Here is a 24,449-nt window from a genome sequence, read left to right as displayed (position 1 = left end):
TCTAAATCAGCCCTTCGGAGCGGAAGCTCAACTCGCGGGATTTCCCAATGATGATATGGTCATGCAGGGTCAGCGCGAGTGTCTGGCAGGCCATGTCGATTTGATGAGTCATGGCGATATCCGCCTCGGACGGGGTCGGGTCGCCGGATGGGTGGTTGTGCACCAGAATGAGAGCGCTGGCGTTGAGTTCGAGTGCGCGCTTGGCGACCTCGCGGGGGTAGACAGGCACATGGTTGACGGTGCCCTGCGCCTGTGCTTCGTCGGCGATCAGCGTGTTTTTTGTGTCTAAAAACAGAACCCTAAACTGTTCGGTGTCGCGATGCGCCATGGTGGTGTGACAATAATCCAGCAGCGCCTCCCAGCTCGACAGGATCGGGCGGTGCATCACACGCGAGCGGGCCAGACGGTGGGCAGCGGCCTCAATCACCTTCAGTTCACAAATCACCGCCTCGCCCACGCCTTTGATCTGCGCAAGGCGCGGCAGGGGCGCGCTGATGACGGCGTTGAAATCTCCGAATGTTTCCAGAAGCTTATGCGCGAGAGGTTTCACATCCCGTCGCGGAATTGCGCGAAACAGCACCAGCTCCAGCAGTTCATAATCAGGGAGCGCCTGCGCGCCGCCGTTAATGAAGCGGGTGCGCAGGCGCTTGCGGTGATCCGCAATATAGGAGGGTAGTTTACCGGCCTTGAGCGGCGACCCAACGGCCTCGTCCGCTTCAAAAAGCGGCAACGGCCGTTCCCCAAAGTCGTTCGCTCTGGACATGGGTTAACAATCTCCAAAGATGGTAAATCAAAGGTTAACAAAGGCCAGATTTCTGCAAAATCGCACGTCGGTATCGCGTCGGTATCGCGGCTGTAACGCGACGATGCCAATTTCGTTAACCTTTGTGCGCGGAAATCGCGCTTGTGGCCCTTCACGGAAGCTGGAAAGGTAACGCCAACACAAATTATTTTTGAGACAGGATACCCCATGAAATCCTTTTTGAGCCTTGTCATGGCCACTGCTCTTTTGGCGGGGGCTGCCAGTGCGCAGACCATCGAACGGATCAAGGAAACCGGGCAGCTCAAATTGGGCTATCGCGTGGATGCCGCGCCGTTGTCCTTTCAGGCAGAAGATGGCAACCCGGGCGGCTACACGCCGCTGGTCTGTGCCGAATTGGCACAAGGCATTTTGAACACCATTCAGATCCCCAATCTGGATGTGGAATTTGTACCCGTCGGCGCGCAGGAGCGGTTTGAGAAAGTGGCCGCGGGTGAGATTGACCTGCTGTGCGGGGCGGCCACCATCACTTTGTCACGGCGCGAGATCGTGGATTTTTCCATTCCGGTTTTTGCCGATGGCACGTCAATTCTGCTGCCCCTGAACGGCTCGGACAATTTTGCGGATCTGGCGGGCAAGAAGCTGGGCGTGCGGCGCGACACCACCACTGAAACCGCGCTCACCAACACGCTGACGGGAGCAGGGCTGTTTGCCGAGGTGGTGCGCTTTGCCGATCATGATGCAGCGATGGAGGCGTTAGAGAACGGCGCGCTGGATGCCTATTTCGCCGACCAGTCCATTCTGGCGGCACTGTGGCTGAGCAGCGAAGACCGCGGCAATCTTAAACTTAGCAATGCGATCCTGACGGTAGAGCAGCACGGGCTGGCCATGGCGCGCGGCGACACGGAGTTCCGCCTGATGGTGGATCGTCTGCTCTCTGCCATGTATGCGCGCGGCGTGATGCAGAAGATTTTTGAAACCACGCTGCCCGGCATTCAGCCGGGAGAATTCCTGCGTGCAATGTTTACGATGGCGCCTATCCCGCAGTGAGGCGATTGCACTAGAAGAGAGGCGTGAGCGGCGTGTTTTCCGGCTTTGAGACACAAGAGATTGACCTGTCCAATGCGCGCATTCATCTGCGTGTGGGCGGGGCAGGCGCGCCGCTTCTGTTGTTGCACGGGTTTCCGGAAACCCATGTGATGTGGCACGGCATCGCCGAACAGCTGGCAGAGCGGTATCGCGTGATCGTGCCGGATTTGCGCGGCTATGGTGACTCTGTCGCCCATGACGGGGATTTCACGTTTCGGGCGATGGCGCAGGATCAGGTCGCGGTGATGCGGGCGCTGGGGCATGAGCGGTTTCACGTGGTGTCCCATGACCGCGGCGCCCGCACAGCGCATCGCATGGTGCTGGATTATCCGGAGACGGTGCAGTCCGTCGCTTTGATGGACATTCTGCCCACGCTTGATGTGTGGCGCACGATGGATGACTGGCTGGCCAAGCGCTACTATCACTGGACCTTTCTGGCGCAGCCCAGCGGCATGCCGCAGGCGCTGATCAAAAGCGATCCGGTACTCTATCTGCATTCCGCGCTGGTCGGACTGTCAGGCAGTCTGGAGATGTTTCACCCTGCGGCTTTGGCGGCCTATGAGGTAGCGGCGCGCAAATCCAGCGTGGTGGACGCCTGGTGCGGGGATTATGCGGCCGGGGCCAGTGAGGATCTGGATCATGACCGTGCGGATGAGGGGCGACAGTTTGAGATGCCCTGTCTGGTGCTCTGGGGCACCAAGGGGGTGATCGACCATCATGTGGACCCGCTTGAGTGCTGGCAGACGTGGTTCCCCAATGCCGTGGGAAAGGGCGTTGAAGCGGGGCATTTCCTGATTGAGGAGCAGCCGGAGGAGGTTCTGGCAGCGGTGCTGGGGCATTTGGAGGGGGCTTGAGTTCTGAAATTTTTTGGAACAGCAGCCTCGAACCGGATCGTTTTAGTGCTGCGGAGTAGTTGAAGATTGGCTGAGCCATGGGAGAAAGCGTGCCTCAGGACACAAAGAGAGATGCAGCCAGACGCGAACTTCTTCGGTTGCTAAAGGGGTTGGAATTCTATCGCGCCTGGAGGATTTCGGGGATCAAACGTGCGCGCGGACATGTTCAGCAAGAAGATCTGAATGAAATCGTTTTACCCAGTGCTTCTTTCATTAGGGATTTTGACGCTGCAGCAGGGCAGTACAGTCATATCCTTCAAGTCGTACAGCAGTGGTATTCTCACACGTATCTTGACCTGTGCTATAGGATGTATGCGGGCGGTGAGGACCTTTCGTCCGATATCCGTCAGTTCCTAGAGGATTTTCGAAATGAGGCTGGCTTTGAGTTCCAATCTGAAGCGGGACTGGTCAGCAAGACGATAAGAAAGGTTCTCAAGAGAGGGAAGATCACCACGGCCAGTGACTATTTCATCCTAAAAGAGCTGGAAAACTGTGTTGATCAACCCGGTTTTGAGGATTCTGAATTTGCGGTTGTTTCTAGTTTGCTTCGCCAATTCGAGAACCGATAGAATCGGCAGGTCACGTCACATCAAGAGTACCTCTCGCAAAGTCTAGCTCGTGTGGTGTCCACCTTCACGCAGGAGGCGAAGCTGACCAGCCCCGACCCTCCCCAAGGGAGGGGGCTTCACCCCCACCCAGGGTCGCGGGCTGGTCTAGGTGACCGGATACAGCCGCTGTAAATTTGTCGGGTGCTCAATACACTGTCGCGTGAGCCGCCATTGGCCTCTTTCAGCAACAAAAAAGCCCCCGAAGAGACCCTCGGGAGCTTTCTTATGTTTGATAATTTGGCAGCCCTTGGGCTCCGCCCGTTCGCGGCGGAATTGCTCCATTGGAGCAATTCTCATTCGCCGCTCACCCCTTCATCGAATCCCAGAAGCTCTTCACGGAGCTGAAGAAACTGCTGCTTTCGGGGTTGTTTTCCTCCGACAGCTCTTCGAATTCGCGCAGAAGCTCTTTCTGGCGGCTGGTGAGGTTCACCGGGGTTTCCACCGCCAGTTCGATCATCATGTCTCCGGTGCCGCCGCCGCGCAGGGCGGGCATGCCTTTGGCGCGCAGGCGCATCTGGCGACCCGATTGCGAGCCGGATGGGATCTTCACACGCGAGCGGCCGCCGTCGATGGTTGGCACCTCGATGTCTCCGCCAAGAGCGGCGGCGGACATGGAGACCGGGACGCGGCAGTAAAGGTTCACACCGTCACGCTCAAAGATCTTGTGCTGCGCCACCTCGATGAAGATGTAGAGGTCGCCAGCAGGGCCTCCGCGCATGCCGGCTTCGCCTTCGCCAGCGAGGCGGATCCGGGTGCCGGTTTCCACACCTGCGGGGATGTTCACAGACAGCGCGCGGTCTTTCTCGACGCGGCCCTGACCGTGGCAGCCCTTACAGGGATTTTTGATGATCTGACCGAGGCCCGAACAGGTCGGACAGGTGCGTTCCACAGTGAAAAAGCCCTGCTGCGCGCGCACTTTGCCCATGCCGGAGCAGGTCGGGCAGGTGGTCGGCTCAGCACCGCCCTCAGCACCGGAGCCTGAGCATTTCTCACAGGACACGGAGGCCGGGACGTTGATGGTTTTCTGAAGGCCGGAGTAGGCTTCCTCAAGGGTCACACGCAGGTTGTAGCGCAGGTCGGCACCACGGGAGGCGCGCTGACGCCCGCCGCCACCACGGCCGCCGCCGCCCATGAAGTCGCCAAAGAGGTCGTCAAACACATCAGAGAAGGCTGAGGCAAAATCACCCTGGCCCGGATGGCCGCCACGACCTCCGCCACCACCCATGCCACCTTCAAAGGCAGCGTGACCAAAGCGGTCATAAGCGGCTTTCTTCTCTGCGTCTTTGAGGATTTCGTAGGCTTCGTTGGCCTCTTTGAACTGTCCTTCCGCTTCAGGATTGTCCTTGTTGCGGTCCGGGTGCAGCTCTTTGGCTTTCCTACGGTAGGCTTTTTTGATTTCGTCCGCCGAAGCCCCTTTGCTGACGCCAAGCACCTCGTAGAAGTCACGTTTTGCCATGGGTTACTCCTTTGGTCGGAATGAAAAGGGCCAGTCCGGAGATCGGACCGGCCCGATTTTCATGTCCGGGAGCGCTGGGATCAGCGCTTGTTGTCGTCCAGATCTTCGAAGTCGGCGTCAACGATGTCATCGTCAGCAGCCGGACCAGCGTCGTCCATGTCAGGCATGTCAGCAGCGCCTGCATCGTCCTGGCTGGCTTTGTAGATCGCTTCGCCCAGACGCATCGCCACTTCCATCACGTTCTGGATGCCGGACTTCAGCTTCTCAGCGGTGATGTCGTCTTTCTCCAGATCGTCTTTCAGCGCGGCCACGGCCAGCTCGATGGCTTCCACAGTGGATGGGTCCACTTTGTCGCCATGCTCTGCCACCTGCTTCTCGGTGTCGTGCACGAGGCTTTCCGCCTGGTTGCGCGCTTCGATCAGCTCGCGGCGCTCTTTGTCGGCCTCAGCGTTCTCTTCGGCGTCCTGAACCATCTTCTCGATGTCCGCATCAGACAGACCACCGGAAGCTTGGATGGTGATCTTCTGCTCTTTGCCGGTGCCTTTGTCGGACGCGCCCACAGACACGATGCCGTTGGCGTCGATGTCGAAGGTCACTTCGATCTGTGGCATGCCGCGTGGCGCCGGTGGGATATCTTCGAGGTTGAACTGGCCGAGGATCTTGTTGTCCGCTGCCATCTCACGCTCACCCTGGAAGACGCGGATCGTCACAGCGTTCTGGTTGTCTTCGGCTGTGGAGAAGATCTGAGACTTCTTGGTTGGGATGGTGGTGTTGCGGTCGATCAGACGGGTGAACACGCCACCGAGGGTCTCGATGCCCAGAGACAGCGGGGTCACGTCCAGAAGAACAACGTCCTTCACGTCGCCCTGCAGAACACCGGCCTGAATGGCGGCACCCATGGCCACAACTTCGTCAGGGTTCACACCTTTGTGCGGCTCCTTGCCGAAGAACTTGGTCACCTCTGCGATGACTTTTGGCATACGGGTCATACCACCCACGAGAACCACTTCGTCGATCTCGTTTGCGGACAGGCCTGCGTCTTTCAGAGCGGCGGTACAAGGCTTCATGGAGGCCTTGATCAGGTCGTTCACCAGGCTTTCCAGCTTTGCACGGGTCAGTTTGATGACCATGTGCAGCGGGGTGCCGCTGGTCGGGTCCATGGAGATGAACGGCTGGTTGATTTCGGTCTGGTTGGCCGAGGACAGCTCGATCTTGGCTTTCTCTGCGGCTTCTTTCAGACGCTGCAGCGCCATCTTGTCTTTGGTCAGGTCGACGTTGTGCTCTTTTTTGAACTCATCCGCGAGGTAGTTCACGATGCGCATGTCGAAGTCTTCACCACCGAGGAAGGTGTCACCGTTGGTGGATTTCACTTCAAACAGACCGTCGTCGATTTCCAGGATGGTCACGTCGAAGGTACCGCCGCCGAGGTCATAAACGGCGATGGTTTGCGTGTCTTCTTTGTCCAGACCGTAGGCCAGCGCGGCCGCGGTTGGTTCGTTGATGATACGCAGCACTTCGAGGCCCGCGATCTTACCGGCGTCTTTGGTGGCCTGACGCTGAGCGTCGTTGAAGTAGGCAGGAACCGTGATCACAGCCTGTGTCACGTCTTCGCCGAGATAAGATTCGGCGGTCTCTTTCATCTTGCCGAGGATGAAAGCGGAAATCTGGGATGGGGAGTATTTGTCACCCTTGGCTTCGACCCAAGCGTCGCCATTGCCGCCGTTGATCACGGAGAATGGCATGTTTTTGAGGTCTTTGGACAGCGCTGCGTCATCCTTACGACGACCGATCAGACGCTTCACACCAAAGATGGTGTTTTCCGGGTTGGTGACGGCCTGGCGTTTTGCCGGCTGGCCCACAAGGCGCTCGTCATCGGTGAGCGCAACGATAGACGGCGTGGTGCGCGCGCCTTCTGCGTTCTCAATTACTTTTGGCTGGGAGCCATCCATGATGGCGACACAGGAGTTGGTTGTACCGAGATCGATACCAATCACTTTGCTCATTTTTGATCCCTTCTACTTCAGGCGATATTTCAAGGCCGGACCCTTTGTGGCATCCATGCCCCGATCCATTGTGCATTTGGCAACTGAGCCAAAATGCGCTTCGCAGCGTATATAGGGAGCAAGAAAAAAGCCTGCAAGCGTCTCCATTGGGCGATTGTGATCCTTTGGCTACATTTTGCAGAGGTTTTTTGCCGTGGGGGCGGAGAAATTGGAACAAGCCATGAAAATTGGCGGTTTTGAGCTGTTGAAGAGCTATCTGAACAGCGCGGATCAGTTAGATTTGGTTAACGATTTACGCAGCGTCGCGCAGGCCGCTCCGATGCGATCTCCGGTGACTCGCTGGGGCAAGCCGATGAGCGTGAGAATGACCAGCGCGGGACGGGTGGGCTGGATCAGCGACCGGCGCGGATACCGCTATGAGCCGCAGCACCCGGACGGCATGGATTGGCCGCCGATTCCCGACCGCATTCTGACCCTCTGGAAAGACATCACGGGGCTGACCCGCCAGCCGGATTGCTGCCTGATCAACTACTACGGCGAAGGCGCACGCATGGGGCTGCATCAAGACAAGGACGAGGTAGATTTTTCTTATCCGGTGCTGTCGATCTCGCTGGGGGACGACGGGCTTTTCCGCATGGGCGGCACGGAACGGGGCGGCAAGACACAATCGGTCTGGCTGACCTCCGGGGATGTGGTGGTGATGGGCGGCGCAGCCAGGCTGGCCTATCACGGCGTAGACCGCATCCGCTTTGGCAGCTCATCGCTTTTGCCGGATGGAGGGCGGATCAACGTGACCCTGCGGGTTGTTGAGGGGTGAGCTGAACGGGTGATCTCCTTTGGCGGCGGGTTTGTCGATGCTACACTGAAGACCTTGTTACGTTGTGTTTTGGGAGGTTTTGCGATGAAACGGCTTTTTCCATCTTTGCCTGATGATGCCACGCTTGGCACTGTGTATCAGGCCTTTCCCTCCAAGCTGGCACCTTTGGCCGAATACCAAAACCGGGTGATGCGCGGAGACAGCAGTCTCTCTATTGCGGAACGAGAAACGATTGCCGCGTATGTGTCTGGCTTGAATGCCTGCGCGTTTTGCCATGGGGCGCATATGGTCCATGCAAAGGCATTTGGCGTGAGCGTTGATGCGATTGAGGCCATGATGCACGATTTGGAGACGGCGCCAATTGATGAGGCGCTTAAGCCAATACTGGCATTCTGCAAAGGGCTCACACTTGCCCCGAGTCGGATCACGGAGGCTGACGCAAAGGCGGTCTATGAGGCGGGCTGGTCGGAGGCAGCGCTGTTTGACGCCATTCAGGTGTGCGGATTGTTCAACATGATGAACAGGGTTTTGGAGGGCACGGGGATCACAAGCTATTATCTTGACCCAAAACACGTCGGAGAGACGCTTTTGGCACCTCTGCGGAGCCGAAGCTGCTATTCGGATTTTGGTGCGGCAAACGGATTGTCTGAATGAGTTTCCAGCCGACTGATTGGAGAGCCCTTCTAAAAAGCTAAGGCGGTTGTAGTGACCGCTGTGCGGTCATGGCTGCCTGCGCAAGCCATGAATGGGATCAGGCGTCCGCGCGCTCTGTCCATTGATAATGCCCGCGTGCATTCACGTAAGTGGTCATGCGAAAGCGATCCTCGACAATCTGCATGATCGCTGTCGACGTATAAGGCTCTTCAATAAGCGCTTCATTGCGCAGCAACCGCGTTTGAAATGTACCAACCCATGTGCCGTCCGGGGAATGTTCCAGCATGACCGGGATGCGGTCGGCGACTTCCACACACAGGGCGTCTCTTACTTTCAGGTACATCCCGAAATTTTCAGCCACTTCCTCTTCGGTTCTCAGGATGGTGTGCTCTGTTTTGGTTGTGATCGTTAAGGGCAAGATCAGCCGGGACCGCCAAAGTGGCAGATTTCCCTGAAGGAATGATACGGAAATGTCTTTCAAAAAATCTTTGAACGCCTCATCCATGCTTTCAGCTTAGGCACAGCCCTAGGGATGAGTCGAGCGGGTAAAAGGTCGGACTTTCGTGCTCTGCTTATATCCGCCGAAACGGGCTGTTCTGCTTGGCTATTTAGGTGGCATTCACACGTGCTGGCCGCCGTTGATCTCGATCTCGGTGCCCGTCACATAGCTCGATTGATCCGAGCACAGCCAATAGATCACATCGGCCACCTCGCGGGGCTGGCCCAGGCGCTCCATGGGCAGGGCTTCGACGATCTTTTCGGTGCCTGGGGACAGGATCGAGGTTTCCACTTCGCCCGGCGCGATGGCGTTGACGCGCACGCCCAGCGGGCCGAAATCATGCGCCATTTCGCGGGTCAGCGCCGCCAGGGCCGCTTTGGAGGTGGCATAGGCCGCGCCCGCAAAGGGATGCACCCGTGAGCCCGCGATGGAGGAGACATTCACGATGGAGCCTTTTGCCTCGGCCAACTCCTCGCGTAAACCGCGCGCAAGGATCACGGAGGCAAAGAAATTCACGTGAAAGACCTTGCCCCAGTCCATCAGATCGGTGGTGAAGGTGTTCAGCCGCTCGCCGTTGGGGCCTTTGGGGGAAATGCCTGCGTTGTTGGCCAGCCCGTGCAGCGGCCCATCAAGCCGCTCGCGGATCAGCTCAACCGCGTTGATGGTGTCTGCAGGGTCAGAGAGGTTGAGCTGGATGTGGTTTTTCTCACCATCAGGCCAGGGGCAGCGCGGATCAAAGGGCTGGCGGGAACAGGTCAGCACACGCCAGCCTTCCTCTGAGAAGCGCTTGACAGTGGCGTGCCCGATGCCGCGGCTGGCGCCAGTGAGAAGGAGCGTTTTCTGCATGGAAGGTCATCCGCGATGGTGGTTGCTTGGGGGTAACTTGATCCTGTCGCGGGGGAATTACAACCGGTGAGAGCGCTTATTGGCCTTCCCAGTTGCGCTCTAGTTCCAGTGCGGCGGCAAAGCTCTTGAGAGGGATCGCGACGCTCAGGAATTCCGATTGCTTTGAGACCGCGCCGGTCACGATGCCAACCACCTTTGGGACGCCTTCAATCAGGGCAAGCGCAGGGGCGCCGGAATCCCCGTGCATGGTGGCGCAGCGTTGAAACATCAGCCGCCGGTCGGTGCTGAACCCCGGCGCGCCACAGTCCTGCGCCAGAGACAGTACGTGAGGCCGCAGGGCGGGATATCCGGCGAGGGCAAAATCTGCGTTTTGGGCTGAAACAGAGCCTACATCGACCGTCTCCAGAAAACCTGTTTCACGTCCTATCGGGTCTTTCAGAATCAGCAGGGCCCAGTCGCGGGGAAAGTCCCCCTTGAAGTTGCGACTGTGCGGATCTTGCACCTCATGCAGCACGTAGCGGGCGACCTGAGACACCGCCACGGCTGTGCTGCGCTGATAGCCCGCGACAAAGCGGATGCTTTGCGGAGGGATCCAGGTTTTGCGGGCAAAGTTGTAAAGACAATGGGAGGCGGTCAGCACGATCTGTTCAGACACCAGCGCGCCGGTGCAATGCTGGCGCTGAGAGGTGCTGGCAAAATTGACCCGACCGATGGCGCGCCACGGGGCGACGGAGGCGTCCAATATCTGACGGTCGCGAATGGCCTGACAGCCCTGAGACAGCTGCTTGCCCGCGCCGCAGAGGGCATCAAGCTGCAGAACATAGAGGTCATCCCCCAGCGGCCCGGCATCAGGTTGGCCCGCATCCGGCGCGGTGGTGGTTTGGGCCTGCGCAAAAGAGAGGGCGCAGAGCAGAGCAATCAGAAAGGCGCAGCTGCGGGAGAATGGTTTCATCATCCGCAGGCCCCCTCTGCCTCACCTCAGCGCCGTGCGCTCCAGCTGACGGAGGCATGTTTGCGGGTGTAAAATTCGCCCATCAGACCAATCATCAGCAGCACGACGCCAACAATGAGCGGATAGGTGACAGAGGAATTGCGCGGCACATAGTTGATGAAGGCAAACCCGCGCGCCTGATCGATGCAGTGAAACAGCGGGTTCCAGTCAAACATCGCAAGCATGAAGGGTGGCAGCGTGTTGGCCACAAACATCTTGCCGGACGCAATCATATTGGCGCGCGCAAATATGGTGTTCGCGATGCTGACAAAGGTGGGAAACCACGGCTTGAGCGCCAGAAAGACCGTGCCAATTGCAAGCCCGGTGAACCAGGCAATGAGCAACATGCCAAAGGCAGGCACGGGCTGATGAATCTCAAACGGCGTGAAGGCCACGTGATAGACAAACAGAATCGTCATAAGCGACAACACCTGAATGTAGAGCGTGCCCAAGGCGGCGGACAGAATGGCGATGATGGTGTTCATCGGCGCATGTTTCATCATCGGCGAGGATGGTCCCTCCGATCCCACCACGGCGCCCATGGTCTTTGTGTGGGTCATAAAGAGGAACACGCCGGACATGATGTAAATGAGGAAGTCCCCGCGCAGCGCAGCCCCCCGCATCCCGAGTACCGAGAACATCACATAAAACACCATCACAAACATGATGGTCTGCAGCATGTTCATGATCAGCGACATGAGCGCATTGCCGTGCGTCTTTCGCACGCTGCGCACAATCGAGTGGTACACCAGCTCAGACAGGTTAAGTGCCGAAGCGAGCGTCGTTTTGGGGGCGCTTTGCTGAAACATTGCCTCTGCCGCTTTTGTGTGCCCAAAGAATAGGATGGAATTCTTGCTGTTCCCTTACGCAGGGAGCATAAGGGGCCGGACCCAATTAGACAACAAATGTCCTTCAGGAGAGAAACCTTGGATTATGACATCCTCATTCCCGTCATGCGTGAGCTGGCTATCGAAGCCGGTGCAAAGATCATGGAGATCTACGAGGCGGCTGATTTTGACGTGAAGGTGAAAAGCGATGACAGCCCGGTGACGGCGGCTGATGAGGCGGCGGATGCGCTGATCTCTGCAGGGCTGCGGGCGGCGTTTCCTGATGTGATGTTGGTGACTGAGGAGCAGGCCGACAGCCACAAAGCCAAAGGCGATACCTTCCTGATTGTTGACCCGCTGGACGGCACCAAGGAATTCATCCATCGCCGTGGCGATTTCACCGTGAACATCGCCTATGTGGAGAACGGTGTGCCACAGCGCGGTGTGGTCTATGCCCCGGCGCGCAACCGCATGTTCTTCACCCAGGCGGACGGGCGGGCGGTTGAGGAAACCGGCATGTTTGACCCCAAGAAAGTGGGCACCATCACCCCGATCAACGTGGCAGACAGCGACAATGACGCGCTGTTTGTTGTGGCCTCCAAATCCCACCGGGATCAGGCGACTGATGACTACATCAACAAATACAGCGTCAAAGATATGAAGAGCGCGGGCAGCTCTCTGAAGTTCTGCCTGGTGGCGACCGGCGAAGCGGATATCTATCCGCGTGTGGGCCGCACCATGGAGTGGGACACCGCCGCAGGTCACGCTGTGTTGCTTGGTGCAGGTGGTCAGGTGGTCCGTTTTGATGATCACAGCCCGCTGGCCTATGGCAAAGAAGACTTCGCCAATCCGTTTTTCATCGCCTACGCGCCCAAAGTGGAACTGAAAGAAGCCTGATGTCTGTTCTGATCGTCATTCCCGCACGCTACGCCTCTTCGCGTTACCCCGGCAAACCTCTGGCAGAGCTGAAAGGTGCCACCGGGGTGAGCAAGAGCCTCATCCAGCGCAGCTGGGAAGCGGCCTGTGAGGTCAATGGTGTCGACCGCGTGGTTGTGGCAACGGATGACGATCGGATCAAAGAGGCGAGCGAAGCCTTTGGCGCAGAAGTGGTGATGACCTCTGAAACCTGCGCCAATGGCACGGAGCGCTGTGCGGAAGCCTTTGATGCGCTGGGCGGTGGCTATGAGATCGTGGTGAACCTGCAGGGGGATGCGCCGCTGACACCTGCCTGGTTCATCGAAGATCTGGTGGCTGGTCTGCGCAATGACCCGATGGCGGAAGTGGCGACACCAGTGCTGCGCTGCGATGGCCGCGCGCTCAACGGTTTTCTGGAAGACCGCAAGGCGGGGCGTGTTGGGGGCACCACGGCGGTCTTCACCACCGACCGCCATGCGCTCTATTTCTCCAAGGAAGTGGTGCCCTTCACCAGCGAAACCTACGCTGATGAAGATGAGACACCCGTGTTTCACCATGTGGGCGTTTACGCCTATCGCCCCTCCGCGCTGGGTGCCTATCCACGCTGGTCTTCCGGGCCTTTGGAGCAACTTGAAGGGCTGGAACAGCTGCGCTTCATGGAGCACGGGCGGCAGGTGCTTTGTGTAGAAGTTGAGGCACGTGGACGCCAGTTCTGGGAGCTGAACAATCCTGAGGATGTGCCGCGGATCGAAGCCATGATGGCCGAGATGGGGACTGCCTAAGTCTGTAATTTATTATTGTATTTGAGTAATTTGCGGCGGTAGAAAGCCACCGATTTCAAGGGGAGAAGACCGGAATTATGACGCAAACGCAGCGCACGGCCCTGGTGACGGGCTCCGCCGGATTTATCGGATTTCACACCGCTCAAAGGTTGTTGCAGGAAGGCTGGGCCGTCGTCGGTCTGGACGCCATGACGGATTACTATGATGTGACTCTGAAAGAGCGCCGCCATCAAATCTTGAAGCAGCACCAAGGATTTCAGGCGGTGGAAGAACGCCTGGAAGCCTCAGGCACCCTGATGCGCCTGTTTGAAGAGCACAAGCCGGATGCGGTGATCCATCTCGCCGCGCAGGCAGGGGTGCGCTACTCCATTGATGCGCCGCGCTCTTATGTGGAGGCCAATCTGGTTGGTACGTTTGAACTGCTGGAGGCCGCGCGCACCTTTCCGCCAGCGCATATGCTGCTGGCGTCGACCAGTTCGGCTTATGGGGCCAATACGGAAATGCCCTATGCCGAGACGCATAAAGCCGATCACCAGATGTCTTTTTATGCGGCGACAAAAAAGGCCAATGAGGCGATGGCGCATTCTTATGCCCATCTCTACCATCTGCCGACCACCATGTTCCGCTTCTTCACGGTCTATGGCCCATGGGGGCGTCCGGATATGGCGCTCTTCAAATTCACCAAGGCGATTTTGGAAGGCGCGCCGATCGACATCTACAATCACGGCGATATGCGCCGCGATTTCACCTATATCGACGATCTGGTGACTGGCATTGTGCAGCTGATTGAGGCGGCTCCCTTGCAGGTGGCTCAGCGCGAAGCGGCACTGACGGGCGACAGCCTGAGCCCGGTGGCCCCCTGGCGTGTGGTCAACATCGGCAACGGTCAACCGGTGCAGCTGATGAAATTTGTTGAGGCCATCGAGGCGGCGCTTGGCAAAGAGGCCAAGAAAAACTTCATGGACATGCAGCCCGGCGATGTCCCTGCAACCTGGGCGGAAGCCCAGCTTCTGGAGCAGTTGACCGGGACAATTCCCGCGACGCCCGTTGAGGAGGGTGTCGCCAAATTCGTCGCCTGGTACCGCGAGTTTTACGGCGCTTGATAGGGAGATGGCGCTTTTATCGCGTAAAGCAGTCAGGGTCCGTTTGATTGGCTCGAAATCTTGGAGTCTCAGCCGATTTATCAACCGGCTGAGTAGTTTCACTCACCCACAAGCGTGAGTGTCGGGGCGTTTGCCTCATGGCTGGTTGTCGCCACTTCTGTCTGGGTCTGATCTGCTGCGATGCAGCGTGTCAGGGTTGCCGCGAGCAACGTGTGATCGCGTTCATCAATGGCACGGCGCAGATCTTGAAGGGCGAGCGCCACTTCAAGTTCGGACATAAGATTTTCCTGCGCGCGCAGGATTTTCGGATGCGGCGTGGTGAGCATGTCACTGCCGATCAGCAGCTCCTCATGCATTTTTTCGCCGTCCTTCAATCCGGTGAAGACAATCGGGATGTCGCCGTTCGGGTCCATCTCATCACGCACTGTATGGCCTGCGGCCTCGATCATCTTACGGGCCATCTCATAGATTGAGACCGGTGTGCCCATGTCGAGCACAAAAACATCGCCGCCGCGTGAGAAGGTTCCTGCAAGCAGAACCAGGCGAACCGCTTCGTCAATCGTCATGAAAAAGCGCGTGACATTGGGGTGAGTGACGGTCACCGGGCCCAATTCGCGGATTTGCTGTTGGAACAGCAGAATCACCGAGCCGGAAGAGCCAAGCACATTGCCAAAGCGGACCATGGAGAATTTTGTGGTCTGCGAACGTGTGGCCAGATCCTGAATGACCAGTTCCGCAAGCCGCTTGGAGCTACCCATAATGGATGTCGGGCGCACAGCTTTGTCGGTAGAGACCAGAATAAAACGCTTAACCCCGGCCCGCAGGGCTTCTTCTGCCACAATGCGGGTGCCAATCACATTGTTGCGCACACCCTCAAAAGCATTGTCTTGCACAAGGCCCACATGTTTGTAGGCGGCAGCGTGAAAGACCACATCGATTTTATGGGCGGCAATCGTTTCCGCGATCAACTCGGCATGCCCGATGGATCCAAGCACAGCTGTGAATTTGGTGTCTGGTAGGTCTGATGCGTTGTGTTAATGGGCACACGGTGCGTAACAAATTAGAACAAGCTATTGTGACCCGGCAGCGAACACTTCAAAAGGAAGACAAGAATTTGGAGTTGGGGCTCGGCATGCGGATCAATGGCGGTAAGCTTATTTTGTTAGCTACTCTTTTTGTTGTGTCTGCCTGCTCCTTGCCGCGTGGCGGCCCTATCGCCTCAGAAGTTGTGGGTGAGAACCGTACACCGGACAACATTCAAGTCACCGCCGTAGACCGCATAAGCGCCAAGAATATCGCGGAATGGCCCCGTTCTGGATGGCACGGCCACTATCATTGGTTTGCTCGCTCGCCTGGGCCCAAAAGTCGAATTATCCAAACGGGCGATCTAGTGACGCTTACGGTTTGGGACAATCCAGCCAACTCTGTGCTTTTAGGGCCCGCAGAACGCTCCACGCCGCTACGGCCTGTAGAAGTAAATGAGGCCGGTACAATTTTTGTCCCTTATGTGGATGATATTACGGTTGCTGGTCTGACGCCCTATCAGGCACGAGAGAAAATACAGAGAGAGCTCTTGCCTATCGCCCCTTCGGCACAAGTTCAGATCGGGGTGACGCCCGGGCCACAGAACTCGGTCGATGTGGTCACCGGGGTGGTTGCGCCTCAGAGATTGCCTTTATCAGACCGAAACGTGTCTATCTTGTCTGTTTTGGCCCAGTCCGGCGGGGTGAGTGAGCAGGTTGAAAACCCACTGGTGAGGTTGCAGCGTCAGGGGAAGTCGTACGAAATCCCACTAGATAGCTTGCTCAAAGACCCTGCGAAAAATGTGATTGTGCGTGGTGGCGATCAGATCATCGTTGAAGAAGATGAAAGATATTTTATCGCAGTTGGAGCGACTGAGACCGAGCGTCAGGTGTTTTTTAACCAAGAAGACATCACGGCGATGGAAGCGGTCACAATGCTCGGGGGCCTCAATGATGATCGCGCAAACCCGCAAGGTCTGTTTGTTTTGCGGCAATATGATGCAGAGGATATTAGACCGGATAACAGTGGCCCCAACCACGAGCACGTTGTCTTTTCTTTTGATCTGACAAGGGCCGATAGTCTGTTTGGTGCAAATACCTTTCAGATCCAGCCCGGCGATATCGTGGTCGCCAGCGAATCTGCAATCAGACCTGCGCAAGCGGTTATCGCCTTGGTCGGGTCGCTCTTTGCGATTGCCAGTGTCTTTTGACAGATGATTTTTCAATCACCGCAAAATGTTGAAGGTGCAACTGAGGTATTCTTCCAACGTTTGGGAAATCTTCGCGCCGGGTATGTAGAAATCAGGGACAATTCGTGCTATCGCCAAATCATATTTTATTGATTTGGATTGCCTTCGATCGCCTGAGATTGAAGGTAGATAACAACTTTAACCGAAAGTGAGCTCTATATGCAGCGCAAGGTAACGAAAGCGATTTTTCCGGTGGCTGGAATGGGGACCAGATTTCTGCCGGCAACAAAATCCGTGCCTAAAGAAATCATGACTTTGGTGGATCGCCCGCTCATTCAATATGCAATTGATGAGGCGCGTGAAGCCGGGATCACCGAGTTTATCTTTGTCACCTCGCGCGGAAAAAGCGCGCTTGAAGACTATTTTGACCATGCGCCCCAGCTGGAGCAGACTCTGCGCGAAAAGGGCAAAACCGATCTGCTGAAACAGCTTGAGTCTTCCAATATGGAAAGCGGTCAGATCGCCTATATTCGCCAGCACAGCGCCCTTGGTCTTGGTCACGCGGTGGCTTGTGCCAGCCGTCTGGTGGCCGATGAGCCTTTTGCAGTGATTCTGCCGGATGACGTGATTGCCGGTCAGGTCGGCTGTCTCAAGCAGATGGTTGACGCTTATGAAGACACTGGCGGCTGCATGGTGGCGGCTATGGAAGTGCCACACGACAAAGCATCCGCTTATGGTGTGCTGGACGTGCAGGAAGACATGGGCTCGCTGGTGTCTGTGAAAGGCATGGTGGAAAAACCCCCTGCCGGCACCGCGCCTTCCAATCTGGCGGTCATTGGCCGCTATATTCTGACCCCTGAGATCTTCACCAATCTCGCCAATCAAGGCGAAGGCGCTGGCGGTGAAATTCAGCTGACCGATGCGATCGCGACTGAGATCAGCAAAGGCGCTGGTGTTTATGGCTATCGCTTCCAGGGGCAGCGGTTTGATTGCGGCTCCAAGGCGGGCTTCCTGCAAGCGACCGTGGCCTTTGGTCTTGCGCGCGAAGAGCTGTGTGATGAGCTGTCGGTCTATCTCGAAGAGCTGGTCGCATCGCGCCGCGCCGCTGAGTAATCCCTGGGAGACTATTTTTGGAACATGTGATCGTCACAGGCGGGGCGGGCTATATTGGCTCGCACGCCTGCAAGGCTTTGGCAGTGGCTGGCTTTGTGCCGGTGACCTTTGACAACCTGTGTACCGGCTGGGAAGACGCCGTCAAATTCGGGCCTCTGGAGCAGGGCGATCTGTTGGATCGTGCGCGGCTGGATGAGGTGTTTGCCAAGTATAAACCTGTGGCCGTGATGCATTTTGCGGCGCTGTCTCAGGTGGGCGAAAGCATGTCTGAGCCAGGGAAGTACTGGCGCAACAATGTGAATGGCTCCCTAAATCTGATTGAGGCCTGTGTTGCGGCGGATGTGAAGCAGTTTGTCTTCTCATCAACCTGTGCGACCTATGGCGATCATGACAATGTCACTCTGGACGAAGAGGTTCAGCAGGCACCGATCAATGCCTATGGGGCCTCCAAGCGCGCGATCGAAGACATGCTCAGCGATTTTGGCGCGGCGCATGGTTTGGAAAGTGTGATTTTCCGCTACTTCAACGTGGCAGGCGCCGATCCAGAGGCAGAAGTGGGGGAGTTCCACCGCCCCGAAACCCATCTCATCCCCCTGATGCTGGATGCGATTGACGGCAAGCGGGATGCGCTCACCATCTTTGGCACCGACTATGACACACCAGATGGCACCTGCATTCGCGACTATGTGCATGTCTGCGATCTGGTGGATGCCCATGTGCTGGGGCTGAAATGGCTGCAGGACGGCAAGGGCAGCCGGATCTTCAACCTTGGCACCGGCAGCGGGTTTTCGGTGCGCGAGGTGATTGACCAATCCCGCATCATGACCAACCGGGAAGTGCCTTACAACGAAGGTCCGCGGCGGCCGGGGGATTGCACCAAGCTGGTTTCAGGCTCGACACGTGCGGAGAAAGAGCTAGGGTGGGCGCCAAAGCGTTCCAAAATGGACCAAATGATCGCCGATGCATGGAGATGGCATCAGAACGGGCACTACGACAAGTAACCTGAGCGTGCAGCCCACAGCCAAGCCGGATTTGTGGGCGGCTTACCGTATGCGGTGGCGACGGCGCGGATTGTTGTGGCGCAGTTTCCGCAGCCGCCATCAGCTGACATCTGTCACAGATCGCACCGACCTCATCAAGCGCGAAGACGTGCTTGTGGTCATGACCCTGCGCAATGAGATCACCCGGCTCCCCTATACATTGGCGCATTACCGACGGCTGGGTGTTGGCCAGTTTCTGATCGTCGACAATGGCAGCACAGATGGCAGCGAAGCTTATCTGGCGCAGCAACCCGATGTGTCGCTGTGGAAAACCGACCGCAGTTACCGTGCGGCACGGTTTGGTCTGGACTGGATGACCTGGCTGCAGATGAAATACGCCCACGATCATTGGTGTCTGATGGTCGATGCGGATGAACTGCTGATCTATGCCCATCATGACACACGCGACCTAAAAGCGCTCACCAGCTGGCTCGACGGGCAGGGGCAGCGTGTGTTTGGCGCGCATATGCTTGATGTCTATCCAAAGGGGCCGCTCTCAGAGGCGCGCTATGAGGCCGGTCAGGACCCGATGGAGGTGCTGCAGTGGTTTGATCCGGGACCTTATCGCGCACGGCGACAGGTACCGCTGGGCAATCTCTGGGTGCAGGGCGGTATGCGGGAGCGTGTTTTCTTTGCGGAAAAGCCCCAACGCTCCCCGACGCTCAATAAAATCCCGCTGGTGCGGTGGTCGCGCCGCTATGCCTATGTGAATTCATGCCATTCCGCGCTGCCTGCACGGTTGAACCACGGCTATGACGGACCGGGCGGGGATGCCCCTTCCGGAGTGCTGTTGCACACCAAGTTTCTGCCCGAGATTGTTGCCAAATCGGAAATAGAAAAGCAGCGCAAACAGCACTTCCATGCGCCCGCGAAATTTGATCACTACTATGATGAAATCGCGGCATCCCCTGATCTATGGTCAGAGGTGTCCCGCAAATTTGAAAACTGGCAACAGCTCGAGGCACTTGGTCTGATGAATGCGGGCGGCTGGTAAAAGTCGAAACGTTTTCCCACGGGAATCCAAGCAAATTTACCGCTATGTAACCGTTTTTAAAGGCGTTGCCTCCATTAATGGTAACGTGGCATAAGCTTACATACATGGGAATAACCCACATGCGCACAGAGATGCGTCTGTTGGGAGAGGTTAGGCTGAATTGGGCGTTTGGGACTCTTATAAGATGAGGTTGCGGCGGCGCCACCGGCTGTTGCGATCGATCCGAAAATCCCGCGAACTGAGCCCTGTTCAGAACAACACGCATGCCATTCGCCCCAATGACATCCTGCTGGTCAGCACCTTTCGAAACGAGCTGATCCGGCTGCCGTATTTCCTGGAATACTACCGCAAGATGGGGGTCGACCATTTCCTGTTTGTGGACAATGACAGCACCGATGGCACGCTTGAGTATCTGAGCGGGCAGGATGATATCTCGGTCTGGTACACCCAGCACAGCTATCGCCGCTCCAAATTTGGCATCGACTGGATGAATGGGCTGCAGCGCACCTATGCCCATGGGCACTGGTGTCTGGTGGTCGATCCGGATGAATTCTTTATCTATCCCTTCTGCGACACCCGCCCGATCAGGGCACTGACGGATTGGCTTGATAACTCCTCAATCCGAAGCTTTGGCGCCATGCTGGTGGATGTGTATCCCCGCGGGCGGCTTGACCGGACAACCTACCGGGCTGGGCAAGATCCGCTTGAGATCGCAAACTGGTTTGATGCGGGCAACTACACGCTTGAGAAGAACCCGCAATATGGAAATCTGTGGATCCAAGGTGGCCCGCGCGCGCGAATGTTCTTTGCCGACAATCCACGCGCGGCGCCAGCGCTCAACAAGATACCGCTGGTCAAATGGAACCGGCGCTATGCCTATGTCAGCTCGACCCACAGCCTGCTGCCGCGCGGCCTGAACCAAGTCTATGATGAATGGGGCGGTGAGAAAGCCAGCGGCGCATTGCTGCACACCAAGTTTTTGAACACCTTCTCCGAAAAAGCGGCAGAAGAGATGGAGCGCAGCCAGCACTATGCCAGTTCGCGCGAATACAAAGCCTATGCGGATCGGCTTGGTGAACAGCCTGAGTTTTGGTGCAAGTGGAGCGAGAAATACATCAACTGGCGCCAGCTTGAGATCTTGGGCCTGATGTCAAAAGGCAACTGGGCGTGAGCGTCGGCATCCTCATGCTGGTGCACACCGCACTGGACCGCGCCGAACAGGTGGCGCGGCACTGGGCCAACGCGGGTTGCCCGGTGGTGATCCATGTCGACAAGAAGGTGCCGCGTAAAACCTACGACCGTTTTGTGGCCTCCTGCTCGGATCACTCGATGATCGTGTTCTGCAAGCGCCACAGCTGTGAGTGGGGCATGTGGGGCATCGTGGCCGCCTCCCAATCCGCAGCCGAGATGATGCTGGAGCAGTTTGCCGATGTGCATCATATCTATCTTTCCTCAGGGTCCTGCTTGCCGCTGCGGCCCGTGCAGGAGCTGAAGGATTATCTAGCGGCGCGCCCGCGCACGGATTTCATTGAGAGCGCCACCACGGCGGATGTGCCTTGGACTGTGGGCGGGCTGGACCATGAGCGTTTCACGCTGCGCTTTCCCTTTTCATGGAAAAAGCGCCGCTACCTCTTTGACAAATGGGTCGATATTCAGCGCTTTGTACGCTTCAAACGGACCATTCCCAAAGGCATCGTGCCGCATATGGGCAGCCAGTGGTGGTGTCTGACCCGCCAGACCCTCTCCGCGATTTTGCAAGATCCCGACCGTGAGGTCTTTGACAAGTTCTTCAAACGGGTGTGGATCCCGGATGAGAGCTATTTCCAGACCCTTGCGCGGGTGTATTCGAGCAATATCGAAAGCCGCTCGCTGACGCTGTCGAAATTCGATTTTCAGGGCAAGCCGCATATCTTCTATGACGATCACCTGCAGCTTCTGCGGCGGTCTGACTGTTTCGTTGCGCGCAAGATCTGGCCCCATGCGGAGAAGATCTACGGGGGCTTTCTGCGGAGCCCTGAGGGCGCAATCAAGATGAGCGAACCCAACCCGGCAAAGATCGACCGGATTTTTGCCAAAGCGGTGGAACGGCGCACCAAGGGGCGCTCAGGTCTCTACATGCAGAGCCGGTTTCCCAATGAAGGTTGGGAAAATGGCATGACCTTCGGGCGCTATTCGGTGTTTCACGGCTTTACCGAGCTGTTTGAGGATTTTGAGCCGTGGTTGGCACGCGCCACCGGCACACGCGTGCATGGCCATCTCTACGCGCCGGAGCGTGCGGAATTTGAAGGTGGGCAGCGGGTGCTCAACGGTGCGCTCAGCGACTCGCCCAAGCTCAGGGATTACAATCCGATTGCCTTTCTGACCAACCTGGTTTGGAACACCCGTGGCGAACGGCAGTGTTTCCAGGTGGGGCCGCGTGATGAAGGCGCGCCGGTCTGGTTCATCTGCAAAGACCCAAACGCGCAGATTTCGGTTATCAGCGGCGCCTGGGCGATTCCCTTGTTCAAGTCGAATATGAATTTTGCTGACATCCGCAAAGAGGCGGCGCGGCTACAGAAACTGGAAAGCGACCAACTTCATGCGTTGCGCAGCCCCTACGCCAAAGCACGGGTGCGGATCTGGTCGCTGGCGGAGTTCATCGAAGCGCCGATGGAGCCCTTGCAGACCATCATCGATGAGATCGGCACCGATTCCACGCGCCGTCTGGCCGAAGCGCCGAAGATGACGGATTTGACGGGATTTGGTCAGTTCCTGCAAAACCTGAAGAACCAGGGGATGCACCCTTACCTGATGGGTGATTTCCCGGTCACACAGGCGGAAAACGAACAGAAAAAACCCCCACGCAAACCCTATTTGGTGCAATAAGGCCTTATGGACCAACGCTTTGACTATTTTGTGGTTTTTGCCGAAATGCGCACAGGCTCCAACTTTTTGGAGGCCAACATCAACGAGTTTGATGGGCTGACGTGCCACGGCGAGGCTTTTAACCCGCATTTCATCGGATATCCGAACAAGGATGCCATCCTTGGCGTCTCGCTTGAGGCGCGCACCGCTGATCCGACGCAGTTGATTGAGGCGGTCAAAGCGGATCAGGGGCTGTCCGGCTTTCGCTATTTCCACAATCACGAGCCGCGGGTGCTCGACGCCATTTTGAATGACCCGCGCTGCGCCAAAATCGTGCTGACCCGCAACCCGCTGGACAGCTATGTCAGCTGGAAGATCGCCAAGGCCACCGGCCAGTGGAAGCTGACAGACGTGCGCCGTCGCAAAGACAGCACGGTGCAGTTTGACGGCCCTGAGTTCAAACGCCATGTGGAAGAGCTACAGGCGTTTCAGGTGCAGATCATGCGTGGCCTGCAGGTGAGCGGACAGACCGCCTTCTATGTCGCCTATGAAGATCTGCAGGATGTTGAGGTGATGAACGGGCTGGCGCGCTTCCTCGGCCATGACGGGGCGATTGAGGCGGTCAACAAGAAACTCAAGCCGCAGAATCCTGCCGCGCTGTCGGAGAAGGTCGAGAACTTTGACGACATCCCCCGCGCGCTGTCAGAGCTGGACCGTTTCAATCTCAACCGCACCCCCAATTTTGAGCCGCGGCGCGGGGCGGCTGTGCCAAGCTATGTGGCCTGTGCCGTCGCCCCTTTGCTCTACCTGCCGATCAATTCCGGCCCGCAGGCGGCGGTGACGCGCTGGATGGCCTCGCTGGATCATGTGGCGCCCGATGGGCTCATCGAAAACTTCAGTCAGAAGACTCTCCGCCAGTGGAAAAAGGCCCACCGGCATCACCGCAGCTTCACAGTGGTGCGCCACCCGGTCGAGCGGGTGCATGCGGCTTTCTGTGAGCGTATTCTCGCAGCGGAGGATGGGGTCTACAAACAGATCCGCAACACGCTGCGCCGTGTCTACAAGATGCCAATCCCGAAAGATCCACCCAAAGCGGATTATGGCCCTGAAGCCCACCGCGAGGCGTTGTTGGCGTTTTTGGGGTTTGTGAAGGCGAATCTGTTGGGGCAGACCAGTTTGCGTCAGGATGGCCATTGGGTCAGTCAGGCGGTGGCGATGAAGGGATTCGCCAATCTGGCGTTACCCGATATGATTGTGCGCGAGACCGAGATGGAGAGCTATCTCCCCGCGCTGGCGATGCAGGTCGGGCGGATGGATGCCCCTGATCCGGAGCCGGTGGATCCGGGCCATCCGGTGGCGCTGAGCGCGATCTATGATGATGAAATCGAGACGCTGGTGCGGGATATCTACAAGCGCGATTACATCACCTTTGGCTTTGACAGTTGGCAATAAAAAACGCGCCTGCAGCGAAAGCTGAGGCGCGTGATCTTTGTTTGCAAGGCGGCCTGAAAATCAGGCGGCTTGCACCGTGTCACCTTCGGTCAGGATCGTGAACAGCGTGGTCGGATCCGGGTTCGCCCGAAGCTTGGCGCAAATCGCACTTTCCCGCAGTTTACGGGACACTTTGGCAAGCGCCTTGAGGTGCTCCACGCCAGCTTCTTCCGGCGCAAACAACGCAAATGCGATGTCTATTGGCTGACGATCTACCGCGTTGAAATCAACAGGCTTTTCCAAAAGGATGAAGGCGCCTGCGACGCTTTCAAGCCCGTCAAAACGCGCATGCGGCAACGCCACCCCATGGCCCACACCTGTGGGGCCGAGGTTTTCACGTTCCTGCAACGCTTCAACAACGGTTTGTGCGTCCAACTGGTAGGCGGATTCAGCGAGATCGCCAAACTCCTGCAGCAAACGCTTCTTGCTTGAGGCGGCCGTCACAACACGTACCGCCTCTGGCTTGAGGATCGTAGAAAGGTCCATCTTGCCTGTATCTCCGGATCGGGCGC

23 protein-coding genes and 1 pseudogene are annotated in these 24,449 nt (G+C 57.4%); 15 read left to right on the top strand and 9 right to left on the bottom strand.

Annotation, left to right across the window (positions count from 1 at the left end):
* Position 1 precedes the first annotated feature (1 nt).
* Entirely contained in the window at positions 2-763 is a 762-nt protein-coding gene (gene radC, locus J7412_RS00775) for a DNA repair protein RadC (protein ID WP_209076119.1), read from the bottom strand.
* Between the two features lie 207 nt (positions 764-970).
* On the opposite strand from radC, the gene J7412_RS00770 reads away from it, so the two are divergent.
* The 3 genes from J7412_RS00770 (at position 971) to J7412_RS00760 (ending at position 3,311) form a co-directional block, all read left to right on the top strand.
* The gene (locus J7412_RS00770; protein WP_209076116.1) at positions 971-1,810 is read left to right on the top strand and encodes an amino acid ABC transporter substrate-binding protein; all 840 of its coding nucleotides are present in this window, start codon (positions 971-973) and stop codon (positions 1,808-1,810) included.
* A gap of 23 nt (positions 1,811-1,833) precedes the next feature.
* On the top strand, positions 1,834-2,703 hold the full coding sequence (locus J7412_RS00765) for an alpha/beta hydrolase (protein ID WP_348540448.1): 870 nt from the start codon (positions 1,834-1,836) through the stop codon (positions 2,701-2,703).
* An 89-nt stretch (positions 2,704-2,792) separates the two neighbouring features.
* On the top strand, positions 2,793-3,311 hold the full coding sequence (locus tag J7412_RS00760; RefSeq protein WP_209076114.1) for a hypothetical protein: 519 nt from the start codon (positions 2,793-2,795) through the stop codon (positions 3,309-3,311).
* Between the two features lie 343 nt (positions 3,312-3,654).
* Here J7412_RS00760 and dnaJ read toward each other — a convergent pair whose 3' ends face one another.
* Entirely contained in the window at positions 3,655-4,806 is a 1,152-nt protein-coding gene (gene dnaJ, locus J7412_RS00755) for a molecular chaperone DnaJ (RefSeq protein WP_209057950.1), read from the bottom strand.
* Between the two features lie 80 nt (positions 4,807-4,886).
* On the bottom strand, positions 4,887-6,809 hold the full coding sequence (gene dnaK / locus J7412_RS00750) for a molecular chaperone DnaK (protein WP_209076112.1): 1,923 nt from the start codon (positions 6,807-6,809) through the stop codon (positions 4,887-4,889).
* Positions 6,810-7,029: 220 nt separating this feature from the next.
* Here dnaK and J7412_RS00745 point away from each other — a divergent pair, with 220 nt between their 5' ends.
* Together J7412_RS00745 and J7412_RS00740 are read left to right on the top strand one after the other, a co-directional pair.
* Complete coding sequence (locus J7412_RS00745; protein WP_209076109.1) at positions 7,030-7,626, top strand: alpha-ketoglutarate-dependent dioxygenase AlkB; 597 nt, start codon at positions 7,030-7,032, stop codon at positions 7,624-7,626.
* Between the two features lie 84 nt (positions 7,627-7,710).
* Positions 7,711-8,280, top strand: coding sequence for a peroxidase-related enzyme (locus tag J7412_RS00740; protein ID WP_209076107.1), 570 nt, complete (start codon positions 7,711-7,713; stop codon positions 8,278-8,280).
* Between the two features lie 97 nt (positions 8,281-8,377).
* On the opposite strand, the gene J7412_RS00735 is transcribed toward J7412_RS00740, so the two are convergent.
* The 4 genes from J7412_RS00735 to J7412_RS00720 form a co-directional block, all read right to left on the bottom strand.
* Complete coding sequence (locus tag J7412_RS00735; RefSeq protein ID WP_209076105.1) at positions 8,378-8,785, bottom strand: hypothetical protein; 408 nt, start codon at positions 8,783-8,785, stop codon at positions 8,378-8,380.
* A gap of 114 nt (positions 8,786-8,899) precedes the next feature.
* Positions 8,900-9,625 (bottom strand): SDR family oxidoreductase, encoded by a 726-nt coding sequence (locus J7412_RS00730; RefSeq protein WP_209057939.1) that lies wholly within the window; start codon positions 9,623-9,625, stop codon positions 8,900-8,902.
* 76 nt (positions 9,626-9,701) lie between these two features.
* Positions 9,702-10,580: a trypsin-like serine protease gene (locus tag J7412_RS00725; RefSeq protein WP_209076102.1), complete on the bottom strand. Its 879-nt coding sequence runs from the start codon at positions 10,578-10,580 to the stop codon at positions 9,702-9,704.
* Between the two features lie 23 nt (positions 10,581-10,603).
* The gene (locus J7412_RS00720) at positions 10,604-11,425 is read right to left on the bottom strand and encodes an ABC transporter permease (RefSeq protein WP_209057937.1); all 822 of its coding nucleotides are present in this window, start codon (positions 11,423-11,425) and stop codon (positions 10,604-10,606) included.
* 117 nt (positions 11,426-11,542) lie between these two features.
* On the opposite strand from J7412_RS00720, the gene cysQ reads away from it, so the two are divergent.
* The 3 genes from cysQ (at position 11,543) to J7412_RS00705 (ending at position 14,243) form a co-directional block, all read left to right on the top strand.
* A complete protein-coding gene (gene cysQ / locus J7412_RS00715) occupies positions 11,543-12,340 on the top strand; it encodes a 3'(2'),5'-bisphosphate nucleotidase CysQ (protein WP_209076100.1) in 798 nt (265 codons plus the stop codon).
* On the top strand, positions 12,340-13,140 hold the full coding sequence (locus J7412_RS00710; RefSeq protein WP_209057933.1) for a manno-octulosonate cytidylyltransferase: 801 nt from the start codon (positions 12,340-12,342) through the stop codon (positions 13,138-13,140). The genes cysQ and J7412_RS00710 overlap by 1 nt, the downstream gene beginning before the upstream one ends.
* A gap of 77 nt (positions 13,141-13,217) precedes the next feature.
* Entirely contained in the window at positions 13,218-14,243 is a 1,026-nt protein-coding gene (locus J7412_RS00705; RefSeq protein WP_209076098.1) for an SDR family NAD(P)-dependent oxidoreductase, read from the top strand.
* Positions 14,244-14,341: 98 nt separating this feature from the next.
* On the opposite strand, the pseudogene J7412_RS00700 reads toward J7412_RS00705, so the two are convergent.
* Positions 14,342-15,250: pseudogene (locus J7412_RS00700) on the bottom strand (polysaccharide biosynthesis protein); the annotation flags it as partial.
* 41 nt (positions 15,251-15,291) lie between these two features.
* On the opposite strand from J7412_RS00700, the gene J7412_RS00695 reads away from it, so the two are divergent.
* The 7 genes from J7412_RS00695 to J7412_RS00665 all read left to right on the top strand — a co-directional run bounded on the left by J7412_RS00695 (position 15,292) and on the right by J7412_RS00665 (position 23,898).
* The gene (locus J7412_RS00695; protein WP_209076095.1) at positions 15,292-16,476 is read left to right on the top strand and encodes a polysaccharide biosynthesis/export family protein; all 1,185 of its coding nucleotides are present in this window, start codon (positions 15,292-15,294) and stop codon (positions 16,474-16,476) included.
* A gap of 198 nt (positions 16,477-16,674) precedes the next feature.
* Positions 16,675-17,568, top strand: a complete 894-nt coding sequence (gene galU, locus J7412_RS00690; RefSeq protein WP_209057925.1) for a UTP--glucose-1-phosphate uridylyltransferase GalU — start codon at positions 16,675-16,677, stop codon at positions 17,566-17,568.
* A 17-nt stretch (positions 17,569-17,585) separates the two neighbouring features.
* Positions 17,586-18,569, top strand: a complete 984-nt coding sequence (gene galE, locus J7412_RS00685; protein WP_209076093.1) for a UDP-glucose 4-epimerase GalE — start codon at positions 17,586-17,588, stop codon at positions 18,567-18,569.
* A 49-nt stretch (positions 18,570-18,618) separates the two neighbouring features.
* Positions 18,619-19,602 (top strand): glycosyltransferase family 2 protein, encoded by a 984-nt coding sequence (locus J7412_RS00680; protein WP_247743710.1) that lies wholly within the window; start codon positions 18,619-18,621, stop codon positions 19,600-19,602.
* 184 nt (positions 19,603-19,786) lie between these two features.
* Positions 19,787-20,773: a glycosyltransferase family 2 protein gene (locus tag J7412_RS00675; protein WP_209076089.1), complete on the top strand. Its 987-nt coding sequence runs from the start codon at positions 19,787-19,789 to the stop codon at positions 20,771-20,773.
* Positions 20,770-22,467: a beta-1,6-N-acetylglucosaminyltransferase gene (locus tag J7412_RS00670; protein ID WP_209076087.1), complete on the top strand. Its 1,698-nt coding sequence runs from the start codon at positions 20,770-20,772 to the stop codon at positions 22,465-22,467. The genes J7412_RS00675 and J7412_RS00670 overlap by 4 nt, the downstream gene beginning before the upstream one ends.
* Positions 22,468-22,473: 6 nt before the next feature.
* Complete coding sequence (locus J7412_RS00665) at positions 22,474-23,898, top strand: sulfotransferase family 2 domain-containing protein (RefSeq protein ID WP_209076084.1); 1,425 nt, start codon at positions 22,474-22,476, stop codon at positions 23,896-23,898.
* A gap of 60 nt (positions 23,899-23,958) precedes the next feature.
* On the opposite strand, the gene J7412_RS00660 is transcribed toward J7412_RS00665, so the two are convergent.
* Positions 23,959-24,423 (bottom strand): PTS sugar transporter subunit IIA, encoded by a 465-nt coding sequence (locus tag J7412_RS00660; protein WP_209057914.1) that lies wholly within the window; start codon positions 24,421-24,423, stop codon positions 23,959-23,961.
* Positions 24,424-24,449 lie beyond the last annotated feature (26 nt).

Origin of the sequence: Shimia sp. R9_3 (assembly GCF_017743755.1) — a bacterium.
Classification (GTDB): Bacteria; Pseudomonadota; Alphaproteobacteria; order Rhodobacterales; family Rhodobacteraceae; genus Shimia.
The sequence above is the reverse complement of the archived record's forward strand: the minus strand, read 5'-3'. Positions and strand labels throughout refer to the sequence as shown.

Bases quoted from the DNA above. Each gene is read 5' to 3' on its own strand.
- J7412_RS00740 (WP_209076107.1), top strand. From the start codon at position 7,711: ATGAAACGGCTTTTTCCATCTTTGCCTGATGATGCCACGCTTGGCACT.
- J7412_RS00680 (WP_247743710.1), top strand. From the start codon at position 18,619: ATGCGGTGGCGACGGCGCGGATTGTTGTGGCGCAGTTTCCGCAGCCGC.
- J7412_RS00745 (WP_209076109.1), top strand. From the start codon at position 7,030: ATGAAAATTGGCGGTTTTGAGCTGTTGAAGAGCTATCTGAACAGCGCG.
- J7412_RS00675 (WP_209076089.1), top strand. From the start codon at position 19,787: ATGAGGTTGCGGCGGCGCCACCGGCTGTTGCGATCGATCCGAAAATCC.
- J7412_RS00730 (WP_209057939.1), bottom strand. From the start codon at position 9,625: ATGCAGAAAACGCTCCTTCTCACTGGCGCCAGCCGCGGCATCGGGCAC.
- J7412_RS00725 (WP_209076102.1), bottom strand. From the start codon at position 10,580: ATGATGAAACCATTCTCCCGCAGCTGCGCCTTTCTGATTGCTCTGCTC.
- J7412_RS00770 (WP_209076116.1), top strand. From the start codon at position 971: ATGAAATCCTTTTTGAGCCTTGTCATGGCCACTGCTCTTTTGGCGGGG.
- galU (WP_209057925.1), top strand. From the start codon at position 16,675: ATGCAGCGCAAGGTAACGAAAGCGATTTTTCCGGTGGCTGGAATGGGG.
- J7412_RS00710 (WP_209057933.1), top strand. From the start codon at position 12,340: ATGTCTGTTCTGATCGTCATTCCCGCACGCTACGCCTCTTCGCGTTAC.
- J7412_RS00705 (WP_209076098.1), top strand. From the start codon at position 13,218: ATGACGCAAACGCAGCGCACGGCCCTGGTGACGGGCTCCGCCGGATTT.
- J7412_RS00720 (WP_209057937.1), bottom strand. From the start codon at position 11,425: ATGTTTCAGCAAAGCGCCCCCAAAACGACGCTCGCTTCGGCACTTAAC.
- J7412_RS00660 (WP_209057914.1), bottom strand. From the start codon at position 24,423: ATGGACCTTTCTACGATCCTCAAGCCAGAGGCGGTACGTGTTGTGACG.
- dnaK (WP_209076112.1), bottom strand. From the start codon at position 6,809: ATGAGCAAAGTGATTGGTATCGATCTCGGTACAACCAACTCCTGTGTC.
- dnaJ (WP_209057950.1), bottom strand. From the start codon at position 4,806: ATGGCAAAACGTGACTTCTACGAGGTGCTTGGCGTCAGCAAAGGGGCT.
- J7412_RS00735 (WP_209076105.1), bottom strand. From the start codon at position 8,785: ATGGATGAGGCGTTCAAAGATTTTTTGAAAGACATTTCCGTATCATTC.
- J7412_RS00665 (WP_209076084.1), top strand. From the start codon at position 22,474: ATGGACCAACGCTTTGACTATTTTGTGGTTTTTGCCGAAATGCGCACA.
- radC (WP_209076119.1), bottom strand. From the start codon at position 763: ATGTCCAGAGCGAACGACTTTGGGGAACGGCCGTTGCCGCTTTTTGAA.